Origin of the sequence: Methyloceanibacter methanicus, from assembly GCF_001723285.1 — a bacterium.
GTDB classification, from domain to species: Bacteria; Pseudomonadota; Alphaproteobacteria; order Rhizobiales; family Methyloligellaceae; genus Methyloceanibacter; species Methyloceanibacter methanicus.
The window spans coordinates 135752-160031 of record NZ_LPWG01000003.1 but is presented as its reverse complement, the minus strand read 5'-3'; the positions used below and the strand labels follow the sequence as shown (position 1 = coordinate 160031).

21 protein-coding genes and 3 pseudogenes are annotated in these 24280 nt (G+C 64.3%); 9 read left to right on the top strand and 15 right to left on the bottom strand.

Annotation, left to right across the window (positions count from 1 at the left end; all coding sequences use genetic code 11):
- Positions 1–33: 33 nt before the first annotated feature.
- Positions 34–1593, top strand: coding sequence for a methionine--tRNA ligase (metG, locus tag AUC68_RS02690; protein ID WP_069436232.1), 1560 nt, complete (start codon positions 34–36; stop codon positions 1591–1593).
- Between the two features lie 84 nt (positions 1594–1677).
- Here metG and AUC68_RS02685 read toward each other — a convergent pair whose 3' ends face one another.
- The 3 genes from AUC68_RS02685 to AUC68_RS02680 all read right to left on the bottom strand — a co-directional run bounded on the left by AUC68_RS02685 (position 1678) and on the right by AUC68_RS02680 (position 4907).
- Complete coding sequence (locus tag AUC68_RS02685; protein ID WP_158008208.1) at positions 1678–4119, bottom strand: VWA domain-containing protein; 2442 nt, start codon at positions 4117–4119, stop codon at positions 1678–1680.
- Positions 4120–4439: 320 nt separating this feature from the next.
- Positions 4440–4562 carry a hypothetical protein gene (locus tag AUC68_RS18050; protein WP_280138500.1) on the bottom strand — a complete coding sequence of 41 codons (123 nt, stop codon included), beginning with the start codon at positions 4560–4562 and terminating at the stop codon, positions 4440–4442.
- A gap of 12 nt (positions 4563–4574) precedes the next feature.
- Positions 4575–4907 (bottom strand): glutaredoxin family protein, encoded by a 333-nt coding sequence (locus AUC68_RS02680; protein WP_083240330.1) that lies wholly within the window; start codon positions 4905–4907, stop codon positions 4575–4577.
- A 125-nt stretch (positions 4908–5032) separates the two neighbouring features.
- Between AUC68_RS02680 and AUC68_RS02675 the strand changes: the two genes are divergently transcribed.
- Both AUC68_RS02675 and AUC68_RS02670 read left to right on the top strand, forming a co-directional pair.
- Positions 5033–5839: a TatD family hydrolase gene (locus AUC68_RS02675; RefSeq protein WP_069436229.1), complete on the top strand. Its 807-nt coding sequence runs from the start codon at positions 5033–5035 to the stop codon at positions 5837–5839.
- Positions 5836–6633: an MBL fold metallo-hydrolase gene (locus AUC68_RS02670; RefSeq protein WP_069436228.1), complete on the top strand. Its 798-nt coding sequence runs from the start codon at positions 5836–5838 to the stop codon at positions 6631–6633. Before AUC68_RS02675 ends, AUC68_RS02670 begins: the two co-directional genes overlap by 4 nt.
- 24 nt (positions 6634–6657) lie before the next feature.
- Here the strand turns inward: AUC68_RS02670 and AUC68_RS02665 are convergent.
- The 12 genes and pseudogenes from AUC68_RS02665 to rpsF all read right to left on the bottom strand — a co-directional run bounded on the left by AUC68_RS02665 (position 6658) and on the right by rpsF (position 17801).
- Positions 6658–7370: pseudogene (locus tag AUC68_RS02665) on the bottom strand (SDR family NAD(P)-dependent oxidoreductase).
- A 178-nt stretch (positions 7371–7548) separates the two neighbouring features.
- Complete coding sequence (gene purF / locus AUC68_RS02660; RefSeq protein WP_244500348.1) at positions 7549–9024, bottom strand: amidophosphoribosyltransferase; 1476 nt, start codon at positions 9022–9024, stop codon at positions 7549–7551.
- An 88-nt stretch (positions 9025–9112) separates the two neighbouring features.
- On the bottom strand, positions 9113–9673 hold the full coding sequence (locus tag AUC68_RS02655) for a CvpA family protein (protein WP_069436226.1): 561 nt from the start codon (positions 9671–9673) through the stop codon (positions 9113–9115).
- A 120-nt stretch (positions 9674–9793) separates the two neighbouring features.
- A complete protein-coding gene (gene radA / locus AUC68_RS02650; protein WP_069436225.1) occupies positions 9794–11176 on the bottom strand; it encodes a DNA repair protein RadA in 1383 nt (460 codons plus the stop codon).
- Positions 11177–11203: 27 nt separating this feature from the next.
- Positions 11204–12352 (bottom strand): alanine racemase, encoded by a 1149-nt coding sequence (gene alr / locus AUC68_RS02645; protein ID WP_244500347.1) that lies wholly within the window; start codon positions 12350–12352, stop codon positions 11204–11206.
- Positions 12349–13839, bottom strand: coding sequence for a replicative DNA helicase (locus tag AUC68_RS02640; protein WP_069436224.1), 1491 nt, complete (start codon positions 13837–13839; stop codon positions 12349–12351). Before AUC68_RS02640 ends, alr begins: the two co-directional genes overlap by 4 nt.
- A gap of 96 nt (positions 13840–13935) precedes the next feature.
- Positions 13936–15192, bottom strand: coding sequence for a cyclopropane fatty acid synthase (locus AUC68_RS02635; RefSeq protein WP_069436223.1), 1257 nt, complete (start codon positions 15190–15192; stop codon positions 13936–13938).
- Between the two features lie 266 nt (positions 15193–15458).
- A pseudogene (gene rplI / locus AUC68_RS17365) lies at positions 15459–15967 on the bottom strand (50S ribosomal protein L9); the annotation flags it as partial.
- A gap of 32 nt (positions 15968–15999) precedes the next feature.
- Positions 16000–16539: a DUF2232 domain-containing protein gene (locus AUC68_RS02625; RefSeq protein ID WP_069436221.1), complete on the bottom strand. Its 540-nt coding sequence runs from the start codon at positions 16537–16539 to the stop codon at positions 16000–16002.
- Positions 16527–16820 carry a hypothetical protein gene (locus AUC68_RS02620; protein WP_069436220.1) on the bottom strand — a complete coding sequence of 98 codons (294 nt, stop codon included), beginning with the start codon at positions 16818–16820 and terminating at the stop codon, positions 16527–16529. Before AUC68_RS02620 ends, AUC68_RS02625 begins: the two co-directional genes overlap by 13 nt.
- Before the next feature lie 281 nt (positions 16821–17101).
- The gene (rpsR, locus tag AUC68_RS02615; RefSeq protein WP_069436219.1) at positions 17102–17347 is read right to left on the bottom strand and encodes a 30S ribosomal protein S18; all 246 of its coding nucleotides are present in this window, start codon (positions 17345–17347) and stop codon (positions 17102–17104) included.
- Positions 17347–17801, bottom strand: a pseudogene (gene rpsF, locus AUC68_RS02610) (30S ribosomal protein S6). The gene rpsR and the pseudogene rpsF overlap by 1 nt, the downstream one beginning before the upstream one ends.
- A 344-nt stretch (positions 17802–18145) precedes the next feature.
- On the opposite strand from rpsF, the gene fabD reads away from it, so the two are divergent.
- The 6 genes from fabD (at position 18146) to AUC68_RS02580 (ending at position 24280) form a co-directional block, all read left to right on the top strand.
- Positions 18146–19087 carry an ACP S-malonyltransferase gene (fabD, locus tag AUC68_RS02605; protein ID WP_069436218.1) on the top strand — a complete coding sequence of 314 codons (942 nt, stop codon included), beginning with the start codon at positions 18146–18148 and terminating at the stop codon, positions 19085–19087.
- Between the two features lie 31 nt (positions 19088–19118).
- Entirely contained in the window at positions 19119–19856 is a 738-nt protein-coding gene (gene fabG / locus AUC68_RS02600; protein ID WP_069436217.1) for a 3-oxoacyl-[acyl-carrier-protein] reductase, read from the top strand.
- A gap of 255 nt (positions 19857–20111) precedes the next feature.
- The gene (locus AUC68_RS02595) at positions 20112–20348 is read left to right on the top strand and encodes an acyl carrier protein (protein ID WP_069436216.1); all 237 of its coding nucleotides are present in this window, start codon (positions 20112–20114) and stop codon (positions 20346–20348) included.
- A 111-nt stretch (positions 20349–20459) separates the two neighbouring features.
- Positions 20460–21725 carry a beta-ketoacyl-ACP synthase II gene (fabF, locus tag AUC68_RS02590; RefSeq protein ID WP_069436215.1) on the top strand — a complete coding sequence of 422 codons (1266 nt, stop codon included), beginning with the start codon at positions 20460–20462 and terminating at the stop codon, positions 21723–21725.
- A 446-nt stretch (positions 21726–22171) separates the two neighbouring features.
- Positions 22172–23254 carry an endolytic transglycosylase MltG gene (mltG, locus tag AUC68_RS02585; protein ID WP_069436214.1) on the top strand — a complete coding sequence of 361 codons (1083 nt, stop codon included), beginning with the start codon at positions 22172–22174 and terminating at the stop codon, positions 23252–23254.
- A gap of 138 nt (positions 23255–23392) precedes the next feature.
- A complete protein-coding gene (locus AUC68_RS02580) occupies positions 23393–24280 on the top strand; it encodes a YicC/YloC family endoribonuclease (protein WP_069436213.1) in 888 nt (295 codons plus the stop codon).

The following is a 24280-nucleotide window of genomic DNA, read 5'->3' as shown; positions in this document are numbered from 1 at the left end:
CAATTGCCCGAGTCGAACCACTAGGGAGACATTATGGCCGACAGACAAACCTACTACATCACGACCGCGATCTCGTATCCGAACGACGCGCCGCATATTGGCCATGCCTACGAGGCAGTGGCGACCGACGCCCTTGCGCGCTTCCGGCGGCTGCAAGGGAAGGACGTGTTCTTCCTCACCGGCACCGACGAGCACGGCATCAAAATGCTGCAGACCGCGCGCAAGCAGGGCATCACCGCCACCGAACTCGCCGACCGCAACACGCCGAAATTCCGCGAGATGGTCGAGGTGCTGGATTGCTCCAACGACGACTTCATCTCGACGCGCGAAGAGCGGCACAAGCGGGCGAGCCAAGAGCTGTGGCGGCGCATGCAGGCGGCCGGCGACATCTATCTCGACAAATATGCGGGCTGGTACTCGGTGCGCGACGAGGCCTATTACGACGAGAGCGAGCTGACGGACGGCCCCGACGGCGCCAAACTCTCGCCGCAAGGCACGCCCGTGGAATGGGTCGAGGAGGAAAGCTATTTCTTCCGCCTATCCGCGTTCCAGGACCGGCTGCTCGCCCATTACGAAGCCAATCCCGGTTTCATCGGCCCCGAGACGCGCGCCAACGAGGTGAAGAGCTTCGTGCGCGGCGGTCTGCGGGACCTGTCGGTCTCGCGCACCACGTTCGATTGGGGCGTGCCGGTTCCGGACGATCCGAAGCACGTCATGTATGTCTGGGTGGATGCGCTCACGAATTACATCACCGGCGTCGGCTTTCCGGACGAGGAGTCCGAGAGCTTCAAGAAATACTGGCCGGCGGACGCCCATATCATCGGCAAGGACATCATCCGGTTTCACGCGATCTATTGGCCGGCCTTTCTGATGTCGGCGGGCGTGGCGCTGCCGCGCCAGGTGTTCGGTCACGGCTTCCTCTACAACCGGGGGGAGAAGATGTCGAAGTCGGTCGGCAACGTGGTCGATCCGATAGCGCTCGTCCGCGAATACGGCGTCGACCAGATCCGCTATTTCCTCCTGCGCGAAGTGCCGTTCGGCCAGGACGGCAATTACAGCCATGACGGCATCGTTCAGCGCATCAATGCGGACCTCGCCAACGATCTGGGCAATCTGGCGCAGCGCTCGCTGTCCATGATCGCCAAGAACTGCGGCGGTGTTCTTCCCGAACCCGGTGCGCTGACGGAGGCCGACGAGGCGATCCTGGCCGCCGCCGACGGACTTCTACCGCGCGTGGAGGCCGAGATCGACGCCTTCGCCATCCATCGGGCCCTGGAGCTCGTCTGGGGACTGATCGCCGACGCCAACCGCTATTTCGCGGGCGAGGAGCCTTGGGCGCACAAGAAGACCAACCCCGAGCGCATGGGTACGATCCTCTACGTCACGGCCGAGGTGGTGCGTCAGGCGGCCGTTCTGGCGCAAGCGGCGATGCCGCAAAGCGGCGGCAAGCTGCTGGATCTCCTAAGCGTGCCGGACGATGCGCGGGGGTTCGAGCAACTCGGCGCGGCAGGACGTCTCAAGCCCAGCACCGAACTGCCTAAACCCGAAGCCGTCTTCCCGCGCTACGTGGAGCCGGAACGCGAGGCGAGCTGACGCGCGCGACGTCAAACCGGCGATGAAGAGTCAGCGGTGTCATGAGCTCAAGCAATCGAAACCGCCGCAGCCGGAGCCCCGTCGCTAGTTCTGCTTCCGCGGCTCGACCGGCTTCAGCTTGAGCTTGCGAGGCTTCACGGGGAACGGAACCTTTCCGCTGGCCTTCTGATCCTTGTCGACCGGTTTTCTGCGCACGCCTGCATCGAAAAAGAGCGGGATGCGCCGCGTGAAGACCGGGGCCGCGGAAGAGATGTCGATGACCTGGGGTTTGTCCTTATCCGGCGCGGGTCCGTGCATTGCGCGATGGATGCCGCCTGCGAGAATGGCGCGGCCGCGATTGGCAATGGTGATCTCGACCGCGTGCCGCCCCGGCATCGTGGGCACGAATGTTCCCAAGTAAGAGCCGCTATTGGGCTCGATATACTGCTCGTCGGACAAGGACACCATATGAATGCCGCCCTGAGGGTCGACAATGCGCGCGGTGACATCGAGATCAGACAAAAGGTCCTGCCAATTGCCGGAGGCGCGGATCGTCGCCGTACCGCCAATCGGAACCAACGGGTCGACATCGCCGCGCACGGCGATGCGCTCGTTGTCGATCTCCACCGCGTAAAACAGTGAGAAGGGCTCTCCCGGCGTTTTCCGCGCAAGAACTGCTTTCCAAAGGCCCGGCTTGGGTTCCTTGACGATGGCAACCTTCAAAGGCGACTGGGGCGATTGGCTGAGGATGTTCTGGACACCATCGTACTCCACGGCGTTCCCGTCCGGATCGACAAGCGTCACCTCAACATCCTGCTTTTCACGATAGAGGATCGTGAACGCCGTGTAGTTGGCACCTTCTTCGACGAGGAATCGCACCGTCGCCGCGCCTGGCACCGTTCGCCGGCCCAAGAGTGCGCTTGTCTCGCGTAGGCCCAGCATCTCGGCAAGAGATTTGAGCTTCTCGCCTTGCGCGCCCTCCTTGGACATTGCCGCGGCCACGCTGTCCTCGGACCCGATTTGCAATTCGCCGAAGAGAGCGGCCCCGTCGCGCAACAGGGCATGGGCCAGCGCAATCAGCACGCCGACAGATCCCCGCACGGAAAAGTCGTCGGACGCATCGTAGTTCACCGCCGCGAACGCTGCCTGTAGCGCACCGCCGGTTTCCCGGCTGAGCGTTTCGAGCGTTTCCATGTCCACGTCGTTCTGGTCGCCCACGGCAATCGCCAGAATTGGAATCTGGTCCGCTTGGAACGTTGGAATGACCTCAAGCGCCGAGGTGTCGATTGGCCGATTGTGGATTCCGTCCGTCAGCAGCACGACTCCTTGGAGCGCCGCCTGGCCCTCGCGGGAGGTAATCTGCTGATGCGCCTCGTACAGCGCGTCGCGAATGTTCGTGAATCCCTGAGGCACGACATTGTTGGCCTCGGCAACGAGGCCTTGCAGGTTGGCCGTGTCGGCGATCACTTCGAGACCGAGGGCCACGTCCACATTTTCGTTGTACCAAACCACGGACAGGAAATCCCCGACCTCCGCCATGTATGTGAGCCAGAGTTCCACGCCGTATTTCGCGCCGACGATCTTGCCCGCATCGGCCATGGAACCGGAGCGGTCCATGACAAGGACAAACCGGCCTTCGCTCAAGAGATCGTGGCGCAGCGGGTCCTCGTGTTCGTAACCGCCGAACGCGCCGGGCTGCGCTTCCGGAGAGGGTACGATGAGCGGGAAGTCCCAACGCTCCAGCATCTTGTCGCGCATGACCTCCCAACACGACAGGCCGCCATATTCGTCCGTGTGGCGATTGGCATACTCCGCATTCTCAAGTCCCGAAAGATCGTGATTTGCGGCCGTACAGAACTCGGTGACAGCCAAGTCGTTGGACTGATCCATGATTGAGTAGATTGCGCCAGCGGCATCGGCACAGCCAATGCCGTCGGTCTTGTGATAGAAGACCCGGCCGCCGCCTTGAGTCATCGGATCGGCGCCGAAGCTGTTGAACGTGGTCAAGAGCTCCGGCGTGTGGGCTTCCACGAATTGCTCGATGAGCTGATTGCCAAATCGAATAAGTGCCCGGTTCCCTTGCAGATCTTGAGGAGGCAGCTCCGATGTGATCAGGGGGACTTGGTCGTAGAAGGGCGGATCGAGCGCGTAGCCGTCAGGTGGCGTGGCGTCCCGATCGATCGAATCGACGCCAAGCACCTTCAGATATTCGTCGTGAAGCGCGAATGCGTGGTGGGCAAACTCGTGCACGATCGTATTCGGAGTCGAATTCGAGAACAGGTGGAACCGGTGACCAGGCTGACCGAACCCGCCAATTGTCGCGAAAGCCCGCCCGTTTATATCGTGCAAGACGGCCTCGGCCGCGCCGAGACCAAAGCTGTTGTCGCCGATATAGATGTTGCCGAACGATATTTGCCCTTCCGTCGCATCGAACAGCCGCCGCGACGCCTCGACGAACTTGTCCATCCACTGCTGTCTTGCGGTCTCACCCAACACGTGATCGGCAACGACGATGAAGTCGAATTTTCCGTCTGAGAACCGCCCCATGCCCATGATGTCAGCCCTTCCAACCGGTTTACTTGCGTATGCCTCTGCCGAAAGGGTGACGGTTCTCCAGTCGCGGAGAAGCCACCTCCGTCCGACTCGATGTACGCCGTAACGTGAAACTTGGCGATCCGTTCCCCACTCGAAAGGCTAAGTCCCGATTATTGCAATCGTTCGACTTTGAGTTTTCTTTGGGGGGACGGTTGGGGCGATCGGCAAGACCATGCGCGCACGGACGGCGTGCGAACGCGATGTCAGTCCGTCCACGGACAGGCGCGCGCTCTTGCGAACGTCGCTGTGCCGCTGATTGAGAGTCAGCGTTTCTAGGAGCCGAGGCTGTCGCAGAAGCCCGCCACCAGAAAGGCGGCGACCAGCGTGCCGGCAAATGCGAGTGCGATCATCATAAGCGGCAAACGCGCATCGACGAATTCGGTTCCATTCTTCATGGGAAATTCCTTTTAGCGGCAGAACTGCTGGATCTTCGCCGTGTCGAGGCCGCGGACGACGTGCCGCCCGATCAGCATATGCGGCACGGCCACGCTGCGGAACCGCGCCCGCATATCCGCTCTGACGCGGGGGTCGTCCGCGTCCAACAGGGCGTAGCGGATGCCGCTTTGATCGAGATAGGCCCGCAAGCGGCGGCAGGTCCCGCACCACGAGGCGCTGTAGACATAGACGCTCTTGCTGCACCCGGCCGCCGCCGTGGCCGGGGACAGCATCGACGGAGCCGCGGCGGCGATCGCGGCGGCCAGGGCAACGGCCAATCGTGTCTTGGTTGAGCGTGCTGCCATTGTGGTGCGCTGCCGGGCGTTGTCCTATTGTTTCGTCCGCGAAACTGCTGCACAAAGGCGCGAATCGCGTCCCTGTACGTGTGAGCCTAGCAGACTGAACCTTAAAGACATTTCATCTTTGCGTGATGCTGATCGATAGCCACTGCCATCTCGATTTCCCCGAACTCAAGTCGGACCTGCCGGCGCTGCTCGCGCGCGCCGGGGAGGCCGGCGTCGGGCTCATGGTCACGATCTCGACCCGCGTTGGGAACTTCGACGAGTTGAAGGATCTCGTCGCGCCCCACGACAATGTGTTCTGCTCCATCGGCACCCATCCGAACAATGCGGCCGAGGAGCCGGACGTGACCGCCGAAGAGCTGATCGCGATCGCGCGCCATCCCAAGGTCGTCGCCATCGGCGAGGCGGGGCTCGACTACCATTACGACTACGCGCCGCCGGACGTGCAGGCGAAAAGCTTCCGTGCCCACATCGCCGCCGCGCGGCAGACCGGCTTGCCGCTTGTCATTCATGCGCGCGAAGCCGACGAGGACATGGCCGCCATCCTGGAAGAGGAGAGCGCGAAAGGCGCCTTTCCCTTCATCCTGCATTGCTTCACGAGCGGTGCTGAGCTTGCCCGGCGCGGCCTTGCGCTCGGCGGGTACATCTCCTTTTCGGGCGTGGTGACCTTCAAGAAGGCGCAGGAGCTGCGCGAGATCGCGGCCTCGGTTCCGGCGGACCGGCTGCTCGTGGAGACCGATGCGCCATATCTCGCGCCCGAGCCGTTTCGCGGCAAGACCAACGAGCCGGCCTATGTGGCCAAGACGGCCGCGCGGATCGCCGACGTTCGCGGCGTGAGCGCGGACGCGCTGGCTGCCCTCACGACGGATAATTTCTTCAGGCTCTTCAAGAAGGTGCCGCGCGCCGCTCTGAAAGAGCGTTCAGACGCCGCATGAGCCTCAAAGCCACCATTCTTGGCTGCGGCACGTCGGGCGGCGTGCCCCGGATCGGCAATGAGTGGGGCGCCTGCGATCCGGGCAACCCCAAGAACCGCCGCCGGCGCTGCGCGCTGCTGGTCGAGCGGGAAGGGGAGACGGGCACGACGCGCGTGCTGGTCGATACGCCGCCGGATCTGCGCGAGCAGTTGAACGACGCCGATGTGGGCCTGCTGGACGGGGTGTTCTACACCCACGACCATGCCGATCATGTCCATGGCATCGATGACCTGCGCATGGTGGCCTATAACGGGCACCGGCGGGTGGACGTGTACCATCTGAAAGAGGTTGGCGACGTCTTGCGCCAGCGGTTCGACTATTGCTTCCAGTCACCGAAAGGGAGCGAATATCCGCCGGTGCTGAATGGACACGACATCCGGCCCGGGGAACGCGTCTCCATCGATGGCCCGGGCGGTCCGATCGAGGTCGTCCCGTATCTCCAGACGCACGGTTCCATCGACTCCCTCGGCTACCGCTTCGACGGCCTCGCCTATTCGCCGGACGTGAGCGACTTTCCGGAAGAGTCCTGGCCGATCCTCGAAGGGCTCGACGTCTGGATCCTCGATGCGCTGCGTTATACGGGTCATCCCAGCCATATGACCGTGGACCAGGCGCTGAGCTGGGTTAGCCGCATGGAGCCCAAGCGGGCGATCTTGACCCATATGCATGTGGATCTGGACTACGAGACCTTGAAGGCCCAGCTCCCGGAGGGGGTCGAGCCCGCCTATGACGGCATGGTCATCAGCACCGGTTAGAGTTTGTTCCGGGTGTGTTTTCCGTCAGCCGGCCTCGACGATCCGCCCGGTTTCCGCGACGCTTGGCAGACACAGCGCGACGACGGTCTCCGCGATCTGTTCGGGGGTCTTGATCGTGGCCGGATCCTCGCCCGGGTAGGCCTCGGCCCGCATGGCCGTCGCGGTCGCGCGCGGGTCGACCAAGTTCACCTTGATCGCGCTGGCCCCCGTCTCGTTGGCATAGGTCTTCGCCAGCGTCTCCAGCGCCGCCTTCGAAACCGAGTAGGGTGCCCAATAGGCGCGCCCGGTCTTTGCCACACGCGATGAGGTGACGAACACCACGCGGCCGGCATCGGAGAGGCGCAGCAGCGGATCGAGGGTGCGGATCAGACGCCAATTCGCAGTGAGATTGACGGCCAGCACCTTGTCCCAGATGTCCGAGGGAATATGGGTGAGGGGCCGCAAGCCGCCCAAGATGCCGGCGTTGCCGACGAAAATGTCGAGCTTCCCGAAACGCTCATAGAGCGAGGGGCCGAGCGGGTCGATCGCGGCGCCGTCTTGCAGGTCCAGGGGGATGAGCGTGGCCTTGCCGCCCGCCGCCTTGATCTCGTCGTCGACGCTCTCGAGCGTCTTCTGATGGCGGCCGAGCAGGAGCACATGGCTCCCTCGGCCGCGAGCAGCTTGGCCGTGGCGCGCCCGATGCCCCGGGAGGCGCCGGTGATCAAGGCGATCCGGTCTTTGAGGCGTTGTTGCGTCACGTCAGCATTTCACTCGTCATGGCCGGGCCTGTCCCGGCCATCCACGTCTTGCCTGTAGCACACCCAAGTTTGTTGATGCCCGGCGCGTGGGCTGGGCGTGACAGGAAGATGGTAGCGGAGGAGGGACTCGAACCCCCGGCGACGGGAATTGGTTGCGGGGGCTGGATTTGAACCTGCGTCAACCGACCTCGGCGAGGAAGGACAGCTGCTTCTGCTGGGGCGGCCCTTCGCGGTCGCGCAGACGGGTCGGATATTCGCCGGTGAAGCAGTGATCCGTAAACTGAGGATTGTCATCGTCGCGGCCCTCGAAGCCCATGGCGCGATAGATGCCGTCGACGGAGATGAAGGCCAGGGAGTCCGCGCCCATGAACGCGCGCATTTCTTCAAGCGTGCGGTTCGCGGCAAGCAGCTTGTCCTGGTTCGGCGTGTCGATGCCGTAAAAGTCCGGATGGGTGATGGGCGGGCTGGAAATGCGCATATGGACTTCCTTGGCCCCGGCATCGCGCATCATCTGCACGATCTTGAGCGACGTAGTGCCGCGCACCACGCTGTCGTCGATCAGCACGATGCGTTTGCCCTTGACCTGCAGCTCGTTGGCGCTGTGCTTCAACTTGACGCCGAGCTGCCGGATCTGCTGCTCCGGCTCGATGAAGGTCCGGCCCACATAGTGATTGCGGATAATGCCGTATTCGAACGGGAGCCCGGATTCCTGTGCGTAGCCGATGGCCGCGGGCACGCCGCTATCGGGAATTGGCACCACCATGTCCGCGTCCGCGGGCGCCTCCAGCGCGAGCTGCCGGCCCATGGCCTTGCGGACGTCGTAGACGGAGCGGCCGTCGATGATGGAATCGGGGCGCGCGAAGTAGATGTACTCGAAGATGCACAGCCGGGCCGGATTCTTGGGCATGAAGCGGTGACTTTCGAGGCCGTCCTTGGTGGCGATGATCACTTCGCCGTTCTCGACCTCGCGGACGAACTCGGCGCCGATAATGTCGAGCGCGCAGGATTCGGAGGCCAGCACCCACGCATCGCCGAGGCGGCCGAGCACGAGCGGGCGAATGCCGAACGGATCGCGCGCGCCGATCAGCTTCTTGTTGGTCATGCCCACGAAGGCGTAGGCACCTTCGACCTGCAGGAGCGCCTCGATGAAGCGCTCCACGAAGTTCCGTTTCTCGCTACGGGCGACGAGGTGAAGAATGACTTCGGTGTCGGTGGTCGACTGGCAAATGGCGCCCTTGCTGATCAGCGCCTCGCGCAAGGTCAGCGCATTGGTCAGGTTGCCGTTGTGGCAAAGCGTGAAGCCGCCGGATTCGAGGTCGACGAAAAGAGGCTGGACGTTGCGCATGACCGCATCGCCCGTGGTGGAATAGCGCACATGGCCCACGGCCATGTCGCCCTTCAAGCGATCGATGACCGGACGCGAGGTGAAGTGATCGCCGACAAGGCCCATGCGGCGTTCGGTGTGGAAGTGTTCGCCGTCGAAGCTGACGATGCCCGCCGCTTCCTGGCCGCGATGTTGCAGCGCGTGCAGACCCAGCGCCGTCAGCGCGGCGGCGTCGGGATGGTTAAAGATTCCGAAAACCCCACATTCCTCGTGGAGCCGGTCCTCTTCGAGCCAGCGGAGTTGCGTGGTCTGATCGTGTCGGTCTGTCACGGGCACGGGCCTTTCCCTAGCAATTAAATAGTCGCCCCGTCCGGGGCTTCAATGCCACGCAACTGGATACATTGACGCAAGCGCGGGCCTAAAGCGGCGCGCCCTGTTGCTGCGCCGGCGCGCCCTCGGTTTCCGAAGCGCCGCCTTCCTCTTCCTTCTGGGGGATGTACTCCTCGGGATTGGTGGGCAGCAGCGACTCAATGGCGACCTGGGTCCGCTGCAGAACGGGGTAGGAGCGCGCATTGCGGACCCATTCTGGCTGGTCTCTGGCAAGCGCGGTGAAGAGGATGAAGACGATGGCCACCAGGAGGAAGCCACGGGCGAGGCCGAAGACGAATCCGAGCGACCGGTCGAGGGCGCCCACACGGCTGTCCAGCACCTTGTCGGAGATGCGGAAGGTGATGAGGCTTACGACGATCAGCGTGACGATGAACACGGCCGCCGCGAAGGCGATCTGGGCGACGCTCGGATTGTCGATATAGGGCGAAAGCACTTCGTAATAGCGCGGGGTGAAGTACAGCGCGGCGACCGCCGCCATGGCCCAGGAGAAGATCGACAGGACCTCCCGGGTGAATCCGCGCACCATCGCGAGGAAGCCCGAGATGAGCATGATGACGATCAAAATGATATCGAGCCAGGAGATTGGCATGCCGCGGCGCTCCCTCGGACGAGTGTTATCAGACTATCACGATTCTCGCGGATGAAGCACGAATGGGCCCCTCCGCGCAATGACTTGGGGGTCACACTCGGTCGTAATCGACGGGGAGGCTTAACTCTCGGGCAGGGCGAACCAGGCCACGAGTTCGTCCAGTTGAGAAACGGGGTTGAGGGCGATGCCGGCGGCTTCGCGTTCGCCCGGACCTTTGCTTGCCGGGGCCACCGCCTGCACGAATCCGAGCTTGGCCGCTTCCTTCAGCCGCTGGTCCGTGTGGCCCACCGCGCGGACCGCGCCGGTCAGGCTGACCTCGCCGAAATACACGGTGTCTTCGGGCGCGGCGCGGCCCGTGAAGGACGAGAGCAGGGCCGCGGCCGCGGCGAGGTCGGCAGCAGGTTCGGTCAGCCTTAGGCCACCGGCGACGTTGAGATAGACGTCGTGGCCGCCGAGCCGCACGCCGCAGCGCGCCTCGAGCACCGCAAGCAGCATCGAGAGGCGGTTCTGGTCCCAGCCGACCACCGCGCGCCGGGGCGTGCCCAGCACGCTTTGGGCCACGAGGCCCTGAATCTCGACGAGAATCGGCCGCGTGCCCTCCATCCCGGCGAACACGGCGGTCCCGGGCGAGCCCCGGTCCGCATCGTTGAGGAAGAGCGCCGAGGGATTGTCCACCTGGGCCAAGCCCTCGAGGCGCATCTCGAAGACGCCGATCTCGTCGGTGGGGCCGAAGCGGTTCTTGACCGACCGCAGGACCCGGAACTGGTGGCCGCTGAGGCCTTCGAAATACAGGACCGTATCGACCATGTGCTCGATCACCTTCGGGCCCGCGATCTGACCGTCCTTGGTCACATGGCCCACGAGGATCACGGTGGTGCCGCTGGCCTTGGCATAGCTGATCAGGGCGGCCGAACAGCCCCGGAGCTGCGAGATCGTCCCAGGCGCGGACTCGATGCCTTCGGACCAGAGCGTCTGCACGGAATCGATGATGACGAGAGCCGGGGGCGGGCCGCTGCTCAACGTCGCGATGATGTTGGCCACGTTGGTTTCGGTCCCGAGTGCCACGGGCGCCTCGGCGATGCCGAGCCGCGCCGCCCGCATCCGCACCTGGGCCGTGGCCTCTTCGCCGGACAGGTAGATGACCGGGGCCCCGTCTTGCGCGAGCTCGGCCGCGGTCTGCAGCAGGAGCGTGGACTTGCCGACGCCCGGATCGCCGCCGACGAGGACGGCCGCGCCCGGGACCAGACCACCCCCCAGCACGCGGTCCAGCTCGGCGATGCCGGTCTTGAGCCTGGGGGCGTCCTCGGTCTTGGCGTTCAAGGTCTCGAAGCGGGTCTGGCGGCCCTTGCCCCCCTTGATGGCCACGAGGGCGGGGCTCTGCGTGGGGGTGGCCGCTTCCTCGATCAGCGAGTTCCACTCACCGCAGGCGGCGCATTTGCCGGACCAGCGCGCGGCGACGGCGCCGCAGGACTGGCAGACATAGGCCTTTGATGGTTTTGCCATTCTTATCAGTGTGTTTCGCGTTTCTACTCAGCCACCGATATAGCGGCGCGTTGCGCGGGTTCCGAGGCTTGTCAGCACTTCGTAGTCGATGGTCCCGGCCTGGGCGGCCATCGTGTGGGCGCTGACATTGGGACCGAGGAGTTCGACCCAGGCGCCGCGCTGGCAAAACGCCTCCGGAACTTCGGTGACGTCCACGCTGATGAGGTCCATGGAGACCCGCCCGAGGATGGGCGCTGCGTATGGGCCCAGATAGGCCGTCAGCCCGGTCTCGCCGTCGCCGGCAGACAGCGCGCGGAACAGGCCGTCCGCATAGCCGGCGGAGACCACGGCGATGCGGGTCGGCCGCTGCAGGGTCCGGGTGGCGCCATAGCCGACGGTCTCGCCTTGGGTGGCATGACGGATTTGCAGAATGCGGCCCATCAGATGCACCACCGCGCGGAACGGGTTCTCGCCCTGGCGCTGGGGATGGCCGCCGTAGAGGGCCACGCCCGGCCGCACCAGGTCGTAGTGATAATCGGGGCCCAGCAGGATCCCGGCGGAGTTGGCAAGGCTCGTGAGCGTTTCGGGAAGCAGCGCCCTGAGGGCCTCGAAGCGCGCGCGCTGCTGCGCGTTCTTGGCATGGGCGCGGTCGTCCGCGCAGGCGAGATGGCTCATGACCAAGGAGAGCGCGAGCGCCTCCCAGAGCTCGTCCGCGTCGCGGATTTCGTCGACGTCCAGCGCCGACAGGCCGAGCCGGTTCATGCCGGTGTCGAGGTGGACGGCACAAGGAAGGGCCTTGCGGTTACGGGCGCAATAGCCGGCCCAGTCACGGACTTCGGCCGCGCTGTTGAGCACCGGACGGAGGCCGTGCTCTTGGAACGTCATCGCCGTCCCCGCCATGAGACCGTTCAGGACGTAGATTACGGCGTCCGGCAGCAACGTCCGCAGGTCGATGCCCTCGGCGATCGTGGCCACGAAGAATGTCCGGCAGCCGGCGCGCCACAAAGCGGACGCGGCTTGCGCCATGCCAAGGCCGTAGGCGTCGGCCTTGACCACGGCTGCGCATTCCGCAGGCCGGGCGCGGGCGCACAAGTCCCGGTAATTGTCGGCGAGGGCGGCCAGGTCGATCGTCAGAATCGCCGTCTCGTGCGTGTCGCTCGTGTCGGAGCTGTCCGGGCGCGGGGCCGGAGCCCTCACTCCATGCGCTCCGGCAGTCGCTCCGAGGCCGCGAGGTTGGAGAAGCGGGTGTACTCCGGCGTGAACTGGAGCGTCACCGTTCCCGTCGGGCCGTGGCGCTGCTTGCCCACGATGACCTCGGCCTTGCCCACGACCGCTTCCATGTCCTGTTGCCACTGTCTGTGCTCTTCGGTGTTCTCGCGAGGCTGGCTGCGCTCAAGGTAATATTCCTCGCGGAACACGAACATTACCACATCGGCATCTTGTTCGATCGACCCCGATTCACGCAAATCGGCCAGCTGCGGCCGCTTGTCATCCCTTTGCTCCACCTGACGCGAGAGCTGGGACAGCGCCAGAATGGGTACGTGAAGCTCTTTGGCGAGCGCCTTCAGGCCGGTGGTGATTTCCGAGACCTCCTGGACGCGGCCCTCATGGGCCCGGCGCGACGATCCCGTTAAGAGCTGGAGATAATCCACGATGATAAACCCAAGTCCCCGTTGCCGTTTCAGGCGCCGGGCGCGGGCGGCAAGCTGGGCCACGGAGATGCCGCCGGTCTGGTCGATGAAGAGGGGCAGGTTCTGGAGTTCCTGGGAGGCTTCGACGATGCGGTCGAAATCTCTGGAATCGATGCGGCCGCGGCGGATCTTCTCCGAGGAGATCTGGGACTGCTCGGAGATGATACGTGTCGCGAGCTGCTCGGCCGACATTTCCAGGGAGAAGAAGCCGACCACGGCGCCGTCCGTCGCGTCGCCCGAATGAGGATCGGCCGAGTAGGCCTTGGCCACGTGGTAGGCGATGTTCGTCGCGAGCGCCGTCTTGCCCATGGAGGGACGCCCGGCAAGGATGATGAGGTCGGAGGCCTGCAGTCCGCCCATGCGTTGGTCCAGATCGGCGAAACCGGTTGCCAGACCGGACAGCCCGCCGTCGCGCTGATAGGCGTTCGCGGCCATGTCGATCGCGTCGGTGAGGGCGGAGGAAAACGGCTCGAAGCCGGCGCCGTATTTGCCCGTCTCGGCAAGCTCGTAGAGCCTCTGCTCGGCCTCCTCGATCTGCGCCGCCGGCTCCGCGTCGATCGGGGAGTCGTAGGCCGTGTTGACCATGGTCTCGCCGATCTCGATCAGGTTCCGCCGCAGCGCCAGGTCGTAGACCGTGCGGCCATAGTCTTCGGCGTTGATGATGGTCGTGGCGTTGGCGGCGAGGCGTCCCAGATATTGCGGGACCGCGAGATCGCCCACGGGCGGGTCCGACTGGAAGAAGGTCTTGAGCGTGATGGGCGTCGCGCGCTTGCCGCCCATGATGAGTTTCGCCGCAGCTTCGAAGATGCGCGCATGGAGCGGGTCGAAGAAGTGGTCCGGCTTCAGGAAGCTGGAGACCCGGTCGAGCGCCTCGTTGTTCACGAGGATGGCCCCGAGCAGGTCCTGCTCGGCCTCCAGATTGTTGGGGGCTTCCCGAAAATCCGGGGTCTCGGGGTGGGGCTCTTGGGTCGTCTGGCGAATCAGTGCGGTCATGTCCAAGAGTAGCCAATTGCCAGGGCCCGGCCAGACGTCAGTCCTGTGAACAGCGGGGAGATCGTTCCCAAACTCACAACCTGGCCAGCTCGGGGATCAGGTCGATCCTTGCGAGCGCGTGGGCCGCGTCCGGTGCGCGCGGGCCCGCAAGTCCCGCTCGCGGTCCGTGATGTAGTCGCGGGTCACGGGCAGGGCGTCGATATCCTTGGCGAGCTGGAGCTGAAAGACCATGAGCTTTTGATAACGGAAGGCCGCTTCCGAGGAGGCCAAGTACATCTCCCACATCCGGCAGAATCGCTCGCCGAACCTCTCCGATGCCGTGTGCCAGGCGGCACGGAAGCGCTGCCGCCAGTGGCGCAAGGTCATCGCATAGTGCAACCGCAAGATCTCCAGATCCGTGGTGAGCAGCCCTTCGCGCTCGAGCGCAGGCAGGACCTCGCTCAAGGCCGGAACGTAACCGCCCGGGAAGATGTATTTGGCGATAAACGGATTGGTCGGGGTCGGGGCATCGAATTGGCCGATCGAATGCAGGAGTGCCACGCCCCGGTCGGCCAATAGCCGGTCCAATTGCCGGAAGAAGTGCCGGTAATGAGCCGTGCCGACATGTTCGAACATGCCCACCGAGACGATGCGGTCGAACTGGCCCTCGAGGTTGCGATAGTCGCACAGTTCGAACCGGACCGCCTTGGAAAGCCCCTCGGCCGCCGCGCGGTCGCGGGCGGTCTTGAGTTGCGCTTCGCTCAGCGTGATCCCCGTCACGTCCACGTGGGCGGTCTTGGCGAGATGGAGCGCAAGGCCGCCCCAGCCCGAACCGATATCGAGCACCCGCATTCCGTCGGACAGGTTGAGCTTGGCGGCGATGTGGCGCTTCTTGGCTTCCTGCGCCTCTTCGAGCGTCTGGCCGTCCTCCTCAAAATAGGCGCAGGAGTACTGACGGTCCGAGTCGAGGAACAGATCGTAGAGCGAGCCGTCGATATCGTAGTGGTGAGCGACGTTCCGGCGCGATCGGCCGGTGAGGTTGTAGTGCTGCAATCGTAGGGCGACGCTGCGAATGTCATCGAGCGCCTGGATCCAGCCGGGCCGTCGTTGCCACGACGTGTTGATCAGCAAGACTTCGAGGAGGTCGTAGATCGTGCCTTGCTCGAGGACGAGGCGCCGATCCATGTAGGCTTCGCCGATCGCGAGGGACGCATTGAAGAACAGCCGCCGCTCGGTGCGTTTGTCTTGGATGCGGGCGAGGACCGGGCTGCCGGTGCCATCGCCGAAAACGTGCGTCTGACCCTCGGCATCAACCAGCCGCAGGTGTCCGGTCTTTATCGTCCGCCCAAGAATGAATTTGAGCGGGCCAAACATGTCAGGTCACGCGAGCAGCCATGTCGTCGGCACCGTTGTCGCCGAAGTTGCGCCTCGCAATATCCTAGGCAGAGGAGACAGGAGAGACAACAACCTGTCTCCTCGATTGCCTGGTGTTCCGTGTCGCCTATTGTCGCGCTATGCGGACTCTCCGCTGTCTTCCTTCGTCTCGTCCTCGGGCGCTTCTTCAGTGGCCTCTTCGGACACGGCCTCAGTCTCGGCGCCCTCCTCGAAGAGGCTTCGCCGGCCGCCAGCGCTTCGGCGGCTTCCTCTTCCTCCTCGGTGAGTTCTTGAGTCACGTCCTCGCCGCGCGCCTGACGCTCGGCTTCGTCCACGGTGCGGGCGACGTTGACGATCACCGTCGGGACCACTTCGCCGTGCAGGGCAACGCGCACCTCGTGCAGTCCGAGGGTCTTAATGGGCTTATCGAGCAGCACCTGACGGCGCTCGATGGAGAAGCCGCCGTCGGTCACCGCGGCGGCGATGTCGCGGGTCGAAACCGAACCGTAAAGCTGACCGGTGTCACCGGCCTGACGGATGACGACGAAGCTCTCGCCCGCCAGTTTCCCGGATACGGCCTCGGCCTCGGTCTTGCGCTCCAGGTCGCGCGCCTCGAGCTGGGCACGCTCGTTTTCGAAACGGGCGCGATTGGCTTCGGTGGCGCGGAGCGCCTTGCTCGCGGCAGCAGAAAGTTTCGGGCGTAGCCGTCCTTGACGGTGACCACATCGCCGATTTGTCCGAGGCGTCCAATGCGCTCCAGCAGAATGATGTCCATGATTCAGTACTCCTAAGTTCAGGTCGTCAGTGTCAGTCGTGTTTGTCGTTGTCGGGAATGTCTTGGCTTGGGGGTGCGTTGCCGCGCGCCCGCAAGCCAAACACGGGTTCGCCCAGGCCGAGAATGGCGACGATGATCGCCACCCAGCCCAGAAACAGCACGGCGAAATAGAGGACAGCCAGCATCGCCGTGCGGAACGGCATGCCAAGCGTGTAGAAGTGGATGACCGCGAGGCCCTGGAGCAGATAGGCGATCAGGAATGCGCCCGCGAAGCCCGTGGCGACCAGGCCGACGATGCCCGGGAGGAAGGACAGCGCCAGCGAGAGCGCAAAGGCGATCACCATCACGTTGGGGATTTCGAGCGTGTGAAAGTCCGGCCAGGGGCGTAGAGCGTGGCCCGATCCTTTGGCGATCGTTCCGGCCAGCCACATGTTGAACAGGGCGATCGTGATCCAGACGATGGCGATGACGGCCGGAAGGGCGCGCGTCAGAAGCATCCTCAGGTTTTCGGTTGCCTCCTCCGTCCACACACCTTCGTTCGCGCCGAGCGTGTCGTGGATCAGCGGCAGCATCTTGTCGATGGAGGCTGGTAGCCCGCCATGTCGGGGCCGAGAGACAACACCATCAACCCGGCGATCAGACCCGCCATGACGGCCGCGGCCGCCACGAGCCGGCCGATGGGATACCAGGCAACGATCTGTTTGGCCTTGTTGGCCGGATCGGGGACCGTTCGCGATTGCAGGATCAAATGGACGAGCACCGCGGCCGGGATCGCAACCACGACCGCGTAGACGAGCCCTTGACCGGCGCCGAGCGCGATGAGTGCGAGGACGGTGCCCACGAAGCCGGCCACGGCGATGGCCCGGCGCCCCCAGACAAGCCCCGCAAGGCAGAGCGGCAGCGGACAGACATAGAGGATCAGGCCGGCAAGCGCGCCGATACGACGGCGGACGCGAACAGGGCCGCTGAAACCAGGCCTGCGCCTGCGCCTATGACGTAGTGGACCGGCATTGATGTCGCTGTCCCGCCTCTCTGTTGGTGCGGTTAGGGGTGGATTTCACACCCACCCCAACTTTCGTTCGATCTGTGGTTGGGCCCGAAGGCCCGATTTCCAAGTTCTGTAAGCGTGCGGGCCTACTGGATCAGATAGGGCAGCAGACCGAGGAAGCGCGCCCGCTTGATCGCGCGCGCAAGCTCGCGCTGCTTCTTGGCGGATACGGCCGTGATGCGGCTCGGCACCATCTTGCCGCGTTCGGAGACGTAACGCTGCAGCAGCTTCACGTCCTTGTAGTCGATCTTCGGCGCTTTATCGCCGGAAAAGGGGCAGGTCTTGCGCCGGCGGTAGAACGGGCGGCGCGCTTGCATCGTGGTCGAGCTCATTAGGAATCATCCTCGTCGTCGGATCTGGCGCTGTGGGGGGTGTCGGAACCGCCGTCGCGGCCGCCGTCACGGGGGCCGCGGTCATGGTCGCGATCGCGGCGCGGGCCGCGGCGCCGTCGCGCTCGTCGCGGTCGGAACGGCGCATCATCGCGGACGGACCGTCCTCGTGCTCGTCGACCCGAATGGTCAGGAAGCGGATCACGTCCGTGGACAGACCCATCTGGCGCTCCATCTCGGCCACGGCCTCATGGGGCGCGTCGATGTTCATGAGCGTATAGTGCGCCTTCCGGTTCTTCTTCACCCGGTAGGCGAGGGGCCTCAAACCCCAATATTCGGTCTTGCCGACCGATCCGCCATTCTCCTCGATGAGGCTGCGGAAGGTCTGCTGCAGGCCCTCGACCTGCTGCGTCGAAACGTCCTGGCGTGCCAGGAACACGTGCTCGTAGAGAGGCATGATGTGCCTTTCCTTCTTCTTCGTTGCTCCGGCGCGAAGCCTCGTCGTGGGCGCTATGAAGGAAAGGCCCAAGAAGTGCTCTTTAGAGCGCAAGCCCAGAAGAGCGGAGACACGGGAGGGCGGATTACTCCTGCCGCCTGGCCCAAGTTAAAGGGGCCAAATGCGGTCCTCCGTTCAGCCTCCGACCGGAGCGGTTACTGGAAGCTGGGCTTTATAGTGGTTTGTCGCGGGTTGCAAGGCAAATGGGCGGGACGGCGGGCCGGATTTCATGCCTCCTTGACAGGCAAGATTGAAACAGTGTCTTTGGCGACCTTCCGATAAACAACGCGCCGTTCCTTCACGACATGAGCATAGCCTTCGTTTTTCCCGGCCAGGGGAGCCAAGCCGTCGGTATGGGCGCCGGACTGGCCGAGGCCTTTCCGGCCGCGAAAGCGGTTTTCGACGAGGTGGACGAGGCCTTGGGCCAGAAGCTGTCCACGTTGATGTGGGACGGCCCGGAGGCCGATCTGACCCTGACGGAAAACGCGCAGCCCGCCCTGATGGCCGTCTCGCTCGCGGCCATGCGGGCTCTTGAGAGCACGGGCTTCTCGCTGCCCGAGAAGGTCGCCTACGTGGCGGGACATTCGCTCGGCGAATACTCCGCGCTGGCGGCGGCCGGCGCCCTGACCCTCGGCGACACCGCGCGCCTCCTGAAGACGCGCGGGCGTGCGATGCAGGATGCGGTTCCCGTGGGCGAAGGAGCCATGGCGGCTCTGCTCGGTGCGGATTTGGCCCAGGCCCAGGAGCTTGCGGAAGCTGCGAGCGATGGCGAATGCTGCCAGGCCGCGAACGACAACGCGCCGGGCCAGGTGGTGATCTCCGGCACAAAGACGGCGATCGAGCGGGCCGTTGAACTCGCGCCGAAATATGGTGCGCGCCGCGCGGTTCTGCTGCCCGTGAGCGCACCGTTCCATTGCGCGCTGATGCAGCCGGCCGCCGATGCGATGGCCGAGGCCCTGTCCGGCGTGACCATTTCGGCGCCAGCCGTACCGGTTGTCGCCAACGTGCTCGCCGAACCCATCACCGACCCGGAGGCCATTCGCAGCCGCCTCGTCGAGCAGGTCACCGGCATGGTGCGTTGGCGCGAGACGATGGAGTTCCTCGCCGGGAACGGTGTGGACACGGTTTACGAGGTCGGCGCCGGCCGCGTGCTGACAGGGATGGCCCGGCGCCTCGACGGGGTCGAGGCGCGCAGCGTGGGGACGCCGGAAGAATTGGAGAGCGCCGCAGCCGCACTGAACGGCTAGGCGGGCGCCGAACGTAGGGAGAGATTCGAAGATGTTCGACCTCAGTGGGAAGAGCGCTCTGGTCACCGGCGCGACAGGCGGGATCGGCGGCGCCATCGCCAAGGCCCTGCACCATCAGGGTGCGACCGTGGCGATCTCCGGCACCAATGCGGCGAAGCTCGAGAAGCTCGCCGGCGAGCTCGGCGATCGGGTCTTCGTGCTGCCTTGCGATCTCCGGGACCGGCCCGCCGTTGCGGCGCTTGCCGAGGATGCCGAAAAGGCGCTCGGCCAAATCGATATCCTGGTGAACAACGCCGGCATCACCAAGGACAATCTCTTTATGCGCATGAAGGACGAAGAGTGGGACGACGTGTTGTCGGTCAACCTCACATCGGTCTTCACGCTCACGCGCGGCGTGCTGCGCGGCATGATGCGCCGCCGGGGCGGGCGTATCGTCAACATCGCCTCGATTTCGGGCGTCCTCGGCAATCCGGGCCAAGGCAATTACGCGGCCTCCAAGGCCGGTCTCGTGGGGATGACCAAGTCGCTCGCCCGCGAGGTCGCAGCCCGCGGCATTACGGCCAACTGCATCGCGCCGGGCTTTATCGCAACGCCCATGACGGATGCCTTGACCGAGAAGCAAACGGAGGCTATTGCCGCCGCCATTCCGGCGCAGTGCTTCGGCAAGCCGGAAGATGTGGCAGCCGCAGTGGTCTTTTTCGCAAGCGACGAAGCATCTTACATCACCGGCGAAACGATGCACGTGAACGGCGGTATGATCATGGTCTAGGGGGTCGAGGCGGTGGCGTCCCGCGCGGGCGCGATCGGGAATTTCTGTAAACCAGACTACGGGTTAGGGGCTTCTGGCAAAGTTATATAGAGTATGCTACGCAATCGGCCGTTTGCGGGGGCTTGACAAAGAACAATCCCGCCGCGATCAACCCTCCTGACTAGCCATTAGAGGGTGTCTTGGGCCGGGGGCTTTCTGCTCTGGGGTACGCGAGGCCATAAGGATTTTGAGAGTTGAAGGGACGGTGAGGAGGACATGAGCGATATCTCTGAGCGCGTAAAAAAGATCGTTGTCGAGCATCTCGGTGTTGAGGCCGATAAGGTGAGCGACAATGCGAGCTTCATCGACGACCTGGGGGCGGACAGCCTGGATACGGTCGAACTGGTGATGGCATTCGAAGAAGAGTTCGGCTGCGAGATTCCGGACGATGCCGCCGAGACCATTCTCACGGTCGGCGACGCCATCAAGTTTCTTGAAAAGAACTCCGCCTAACACACCCTTCGGGTCGGCCTGATCGGCTGCCCGTGAGGTTCAGAACAAGAGCGATCGGCCCGCCAGGGCTCGATCCTCAGTCTCTTAAGCAAAGGATCTGGCAAAGTCGCGATGCGTCGTGTCGTCATCACAGGTCTCGGTCTCGTTTCCCCCCTCGGCTCTGGCTATGAGACGGGGTGGAAGCGGCTGACTTCGGGCGAGAACGCCGCAAAGCGCATCGACAATTTCGACGTGTCCGATTTGTCGTGCCAGGTCGCCTGCCAAGTGCCCCGGGCGACGGCAGCGGACGGCTCGTTCAATCCGAACGACTGGATGGAGCACAAAGAGCAGCGCAAGGTCGACGACTTTATTATCTACGCCATGGGTGCTGCGACCCAGGCTCTTCAGGACGCGGGCTGGAAGCCCACCTCGTACGAGGATCAAACCCGGACCGGCGTTCTGATCGGATCGGGGATTGGCGGCCTGCAGGGCATCGAGAAGACTTCGCTCCTGTTCAACGACAAGGGGCCGCGCCGGGTGAGTCCGTTCTTTATTCCCGGACGCTTGATCAACCTGGCCTCTGGTTACGTCTCCATCGAGCACGGGCTCAAGGGTCCGAATCATTCGGTGGTGACGGCCTGTTCCACGGGTGCGCATGCGATCGGGGATGCATCGCGCCTGGTGGCCTTCGGCGATGCGGACGTCATGCTCGCCGGCGGCACGGAATCGCCCGTCTGCCGACTGTCCCTTGCCGGGTTCGCCGCCTGCCGGGCGCTTTCGACGAACTTCAACGACGCGCCGCAAAAAGCCTCGCGTCCCTACGACCGGGACCGCGACGGTTTCGTCATGGGCGAGGGGGCCGGTGTCGTGGTGGTCGAGGAGCTCGAGCATGCCAAGGCACGGGGCGCGAAGATCTACGCGGAGATCATTGGCTACGGCCTTTCGGGCGATGCCTTCCACATCACGGCGCCGGCCGAGGACGGCGACGGGGCCTTCCGTTGCATGACCGCCGCCGTGAAGCGCGCCGGGATCGATGCGGCGGATATCGACTACATCAACCCCACGGGACTTTCGACGCCGATGGGCGACGAGATCGAACTCGGCGCCGTGGAGCGTCTCTTCGGCAACGCGGCCGGCAAGGTTTCGATGTCGTCGACGAAATCCGCGACGGGCCATCTGCTTGGGGCCGCGGGCGCCGTCGAGGCGATCTTCTCGGTCCTCGCGATCCGGGACAATATCGCCCCGCCGACGCTCAACCTGGACAATCCATCGGTCGCGACCGCGATCGACCTCGTGCCGCACAAAGCGCGACGCCGGACGATCGATACCGTCCTGTCGAATTCCTTTGGATTCGGTGGTACCAACGCCTCGCTCGTGATGCGCCGCTACGCGGCGTGATAGTGCTTTTGGCTGGCCAGGCGAAACACCCTTTCGCCATATTTGCTCGGAAAGTGGCGTCGTTGTCCTCAAGGTTCGCGCTCATCTAGCATGACATCGTCGCGAAACAGTCCTCCATCTCCGCCGCCGCCCCCGCAAGGCGCGCGGCGCCGTATTTTCGTCGATCGGAAGACTGGACGGAAATACATCGAGGACCCGGCCACGGGCCGCAAGATTCCGTATCAGCCGGCCGGTCAAGAGCCTGGTCAACAGTCTCAAGGGGCGCCTCGTCCCCAGCAGCCTCATCCCACGCCTCCGGTCGCACCCCGTGCCACCGCGAACGTGGCGGCAAATAGTCCCGCCGAAGCCTTGGTTCCCCAGCGGCCGCCGGAGCTGCCGCCGCAGGACGATGACGACGAGAATTCCCATCCGTTCCTGCGGATGTTCGACGGTCTTCTGACTTCGTTGTGATCCTGCTCGTGGCGGTCGCCGCGTTCTTCTATCTCCTGCGCGTCGAGTTCGACCGTCCGGGCCCGCTGCAGGTCTCGGCGATCTTTGCCGTCCCCAAGGGCGCGAGCACAACGGCGATCGCGGACCGGCTCACCGCAGAAGGGATCATCACCGACCGCCGCATCTTCATGGCGGCCATCTTCTATTTCATGAAGCTCAAAGGCGAGGGGACCCTGAAGGCCGGGGAGTATCAGTTCGACAAGCAAGCCACCATGCGCGAGGTCCTCAATACCCTGGTCGACGGGAAGACCGTCCAATACAGGATCACGTTTCCGGAAGGGTGGACCAGCCAGCAGATCGTGGAACGGATAGCAGCGAATGCGGAGCTGGATGGCGACGTCACCGCGGTACCGCCGGAAGGCTCGCTGCTGCCGGATACGTACAGTTTTGGCACGAAGGATTCGAAGGACGACATTCTTCAGCGCATGCAGGCTGCGCACAAAAAGTTCTTGGCCCAAGTTTGGGAAGAACGCGATCCGGACATCATGGTGAAGACGCCCGAGGAGGCCGTGATCCTGGCCTCCATCGTGGAGAAGGAGACGGGGATCGCCGAGGAGCGGCCCCGGATCGCCAGCGTGTTCCACAACCGGCTTCGCAAGGGCATGCGGCTTCAATCGGATCCGACCATCATCTACGGCATTTTCGGCGGATCCGGCAACCGCGATCATCCTATTACTAGGGATGAGCTGCAGCAGAAAAACCCTTATAATACCTATCAAATTGACGGTCTTCCGCCGACACCGATCGGCAATCCGGGTCGGGCGGCGATCGAAGCGGTGCTGAAGCCGGCCAAGACCGGCGACGTTTACTTCGTGGCCGACGGGACCGGCGGTCATGTCTTTTCTTCCACCCTTGCCGAGCACAATAAGAATGTCGCCCAGTGGCGGAAGATCGAGCGGGAGATTCGCGCGCGGCAGAAGGCTGAAGCCGAGGCCGCCCAGGCGGCGGCGGAGCGCGGGTTGCTGCTGCCTGAGGGGGAAGATGGCCTGACCCCCGTCGGCGGGCCGGTCGAGTGGCCGCAACGCAATCCGGTCCGCTAGCGGTCCCGCGCGCGGCCTCACGTCTCGCTCACGTTGCGGACTTCCTGTCCGAATCTATGCCCGACTCGGGTATAAGTCCCGCCAATAAGGATTTGTGACAGCGGGACGCACGCTGACCGGCGAGGGTGGGCACGACCAATGACGTTGAAGAGCATGACCGGCTTCGCCCGTACCGATGGGACTCACGAACAGACCCGCTGGTTCTGGGAAATTCGCAGCGTGAACGGCAAGTCCTTGGATCTGCGCCTGCGCCTGCCGGTGGGGCTGGAGCGGCTCGAGCCTCGCGTTCGCGCGCGCTGTCAGGAACAGCTGGTGCGGGGCAACTGTACCCTGTCGCTCGCGGTGAAGCGCGACGTCGGCCAGATGGAAATCCGGCTGAACGAGGCGGCACTGAGCGAGGCGCTGGCCGTGGCGGAACAAGCGCAAAAACAGACCCTGCTCGAGCCCGCCAAGCTCGACACGTTGCTCGGCATGCGGGGCGTGGTCGAGGTCGCCGAGCCCGAGGAAAGCGAGGAGCAGCGGGAGGCCCTTGCCGAGGCTCTTTTGGCCGGACTGTCTGAGGCCCTGGATCAGCTCGTCGCCGCGCGGATCGCCGAGGGGAAACGGCTCGAAGACGTCATCGGGGCGCAGCTCTCGGCCATCGACGGGCTGGTCTCGCAGGCAAGCGCGGCCATGACGCGGCAGCCGGAGCTGATGGCCGCGCGGCTTCGCGAGCAGATCGCGAAGCTGGACGAGGCCGGTGCATCCCTGGACCCCGAGCGCTTGCACCAGGAGGCGCTTCTCTTAGCCGCGAAGGCCGATATCCAGGAAGAGCTGGACAGGTTGACCGCCCATGTGGCCGCGGCGCGAGATCTGATTGCGGAAGGTCAGCCTGCCGGACGCAAGCTCGAGTTTCTTGCGCAGGAGTTCAATCGTGAAGCCAACACCACCTGTTCCAAAGCCGCCGAGATCGAGATCAGCCGGATCGGGCTCGAGCTCAAATCGGTTATCGATCAGCTGCGGGAGCAGGTTCAGAACATCGAGTGA

Excerpts from the sequence above, each read along its gene's own strand:
- metG (WP_069436232.1), top strand. The coding sequence starts at position 34 with ATGGCCGACAGACAAACCTACTACATCACGACCGCGATCTCGTATCCG.
- AUC68_RS02685 (WP_158008208.1), bottom strand. The coding sequence starts at position 4,119 with ATGGGGCGGTTCTCAGACGGAAAATTCGACTTCATCGTCGTTGCCGAT.
- AUC68_RS18050 (WP_280138500.1), bottom strand. The coding sequence starts at position 4,562 with ATGAAGAATGGAACCGAATTCGTCGATGCGCGTTTGCCGCTTATGATG.
- AUC68_RS02680 (WP_083240330.1), bottom strand. The coding sequence starts at position 4,907 with ATGGCAGCACGCTCAACCAAGACACGATTGGCCGTTGCCCTGGCCGCC.
- AUC68_RS02675 (WP_069436229.1), top strand. The coding sequence starts at position 5,033 with ATGCTGATCGATAGCCACTGCCATCTCGATTTCCCCGAACTCAAGTCG.
- AUC68_RS02670 (WP_069436228.1), top strand. The coding sequence starts at position 5,836 with ATGAGCCTCAAAGCCACCATTCTTGGCTGCGGCACGTCGGGCGGCGTG.
- AUC68_RS02655 (WP_069436226.1), bottom strand. The coding sequence starts at position 9,673 with ATGCCAATCTCCTGGCTCGATATCATTTTGATCGTCATCATGCTCATC.
- radA (WP_069436225.1), bottom strand. The coding sequence starts at position 11,176 with ATGGCAAAACCATCAAAGGCCTATGTCTGCCAGTCCTGCGGCGCCGTC.
- AUC68_RS02640 (WP_069436224.1), bottom strand. The coding sequence starts at position 13,839 with ATGACCGCACTGATTCGCCAGACGACCCAAGAGCCCCACCCCGAGACC.
- AUC68_RS02635 (WP_069436223.1), bottom strand. The coding sequence starts at position 15,192 with ATGTTTGGCCCGCTCAAATTCATTCTTGGGCGGACGATAAAGACCGGA.
- AUC68_RS02625 (WP_069436221.1), bottom strand. The coding sequence starts at position 16,539 with ATGCTGCCGCTGATCCACGACACGCTCGGCGCGAACGAAGGTGTGTGG.
- rpsR (WP_069436219.1), bottom strand. The coding sequence starts at position 17,347 with ATGAGCTCGACCACGATGCAAGCGCGCCGCCCGTTCTACCGCCGGCGC.
- fabD (WP_069436218.1), top strand. The coding sequence starts at position 18,146 with ATGAGCATAGCCTTCGTTTTTCCCGGCCAGGGGAGCCAAGCCGTCGGT.
- fabG (WP_069436217.1), top strand. The coding sequence starts at position 19,119 with ATGTTCGACCTCAGTGGGAAGAGCGCTCTGGTCACCGGCGCGACAGGC.
- AUC68_RS02595 (WP_069436216.1), top strand. The coding sequence starts at position 20,112 with ATGAGCGATATCTCTGAGCGCGTAAAAAAGATCGTTGTCGAGCATCTC.
- fabF (WP_069436215.1), top strand. The coding sequence starts at position 20,460 with ATGCGTCGTGTCGTCATCACAGGTCTCGGTCTCGTTTCCCCCCTCGGC.
- AUC68_RS02580 (WP_069436213.1), top strand. The coding sequence starts at position 23,393 with ATGACGTTGAAGAGCATGACCGGCTTCGCCCGTACCGATGGGACTCAC.